Source organism: Streptomyces sp. BE20 (genome assembly GCF_036322525.1).
GTDB lineage: Bacteria > Actinomycetota > Actinomycetes > Streptomycetales > Streptomycetaceae > Kitasatospora.
The window spans coordinates 1-529 of record NZ_JAQYWW010000700.1; the positions used below are offsets into that span (position 1 = coordinate 1).

Genomic DNA, 529 nt, shown 5'->3' on the forward strand with positions numbered 1-529 from the left:
CGTGCCGGTGGATCCGGAGGGGGCGGCGTATGTGATCCATACGTCGGGTTCGACGGGGCGTCCGAAGGGTGTGGTGGTGTCGCACGGGGCGTTCGCGGGTTTCCTGGCGGCGATGGACGGTCGGTTGGGTCTGGGGCCGGGTGATGCGTTGGTCGCGGTGACGACGGTGTCGTTCGACATCGCGGGGTTGGAGTTGTTCGGGCCGTTGGTGCGTGGGGCTTCGGTGGTGTTGGCGGATCGTGTGACGGTGCGGGATCCGTTGGCGTTGTCGGCGTTGGTGGATCGGGTGCGTCCGGCGGTGGTGCAGGCGACGCCGAGTCTGTGGGAGGGGTTGTTGGCGGAGGCTCCGCCGGTGTCGTTGCCGGGGGTGCATGCGCTGGTGGGTGGTGAGGCGTTGTCGGCCGGGTTGGCGGAGCGTCTGGTGCGTGGGTGCGGTCGGGTGACGAACGTGTACGGGCCGACGGAGGTGACGGTGTGGGCGACGGCGGCGGAGTTGGCGGCCGACCACCGGGGCGTCCCCGCCATCGGC

Annotated in this window: 1 protein-coding gene; it reads left to right on the forward strand. The window is 70.7% G+C overall.

Features of this window, described 5'->3' with window-relative positions; all coding sequences use genetic code 11:
- Positions 1-529 (forward strand): AMP-binding protein (locus PUR61_RS15835; protein ID WP_329879488.1); only part of this gene is annotated, 529 nt, incomplete at both ends.